Annotated in this window: 1 protein-coding gene; it reads left to right on the top strand. The window is 77.2% G+C overall.

The window, feature by feature from the left end; translation table 11 throughout:
* Positions 1-1,105 (top strand): ATP-binding protein (locus tag KS423_RS46015; protein ID WP_224285591.1); only part of this gene is annotated, 1,105 nt, incomplete at both ends.

Here is a 1,105-nt window from a genome sequence, read left to right on the forward strand (position 1 = left end):
CGCGCCGAGCGGGCCCGGGCCGAGGCGGACGTCACCACCGCGCACGCCGAGCTGGCCCGGCTGCGGGCCGAACTCGACACCGAGCGGGCCGGGGCGGAGACGGAGCGGACCCGGGCCGAGGCCGAACGTGCCGAGCTGGCCCGGATCGCCGAGGGCGTGCTGCCCGAGATGGTGAAGAAGCTGCGGGCCGGCGCGGCCGTGGACAGCGCGCTGGCCGTCCACCGCAAGCACCCCCAGTACGCGCTGCTGCGCGCGGTCGGGGAGGAGATCGGCCGTGGCGAGCGGCTGCGGGCGGCCGCGCTCGCGGTCTGCGCGACTGCCGCCGGACGAGTGCAGGCGCTGGCCACGAGCATGCACGCCGAGCTGCGCGAGATGCAGCACCGGCACGACGAGGAGGCCCTCGGCGACCTGCTGAGCCTGGACCACTCGACCGCCCAGGCGGGCCGGATGGCCGACAGCATCGCGGTGCTCACCGGTGCCCGCTCGGGCCGCCGCTGGGCCAAACCGATCGCGGTGGAGTCGGTGCTGCGCGGCGCGCTCGGCCGGATCGGCGCCTACCAGCGGGTGCGGCTGCACAACGCCAGCACGGCCGCGGTCGCCGGGTACGCGGCCGAGGGCGTGATGCACGCGCTGGCCGAACTGCTGGACAACGCCACCAACTTCTCCGCCCCGCCGGCCGAGGTGCACGTCTACGTCGAGGAGGTGCCCGCCGGGCTGGTGGTCACCGTCGAGGACAGCGGGCTGGGCCTGAGCGACAGCTGGCTGCGCCGGGCCGAGCAGGCCGTCTCCGCCGAGCCGTTGGACCTCACCACGCTCTCCGCCGGTACCCGGCTGGGGCTCGCGGTGGTCGGCGTACTGGCGCGCAAGCACGGGCTGCAGATCTCCTTCCGGCCGTCGGCGCGCGGCGGCACCGGGGTGGTGATGCTGATTCCGCAGCAGCTCGTCACGCACCCGGTACCGGCCGCCACCCCGGCGCCGGTCCAGGTGTCCGTCCCGGCGCAGGCGCCGCCCGCGGAGACCGCGCGCCCCGTGCTCACCCCGGCGCGCTCCGCACCCGCCTCCCTGCCTCCGGCGCCCTCCGCGCAGCGGACCCCCTCCGGGGCGC

This window comes from Streptomyces sp. LS1784 (genome assembly GCF_020103755.1).
Lineage (GTDB): Bacteria > Actinomycetota > Actinomycetes > Streptomycetales > Streptomycetaceae > Kitasatospora.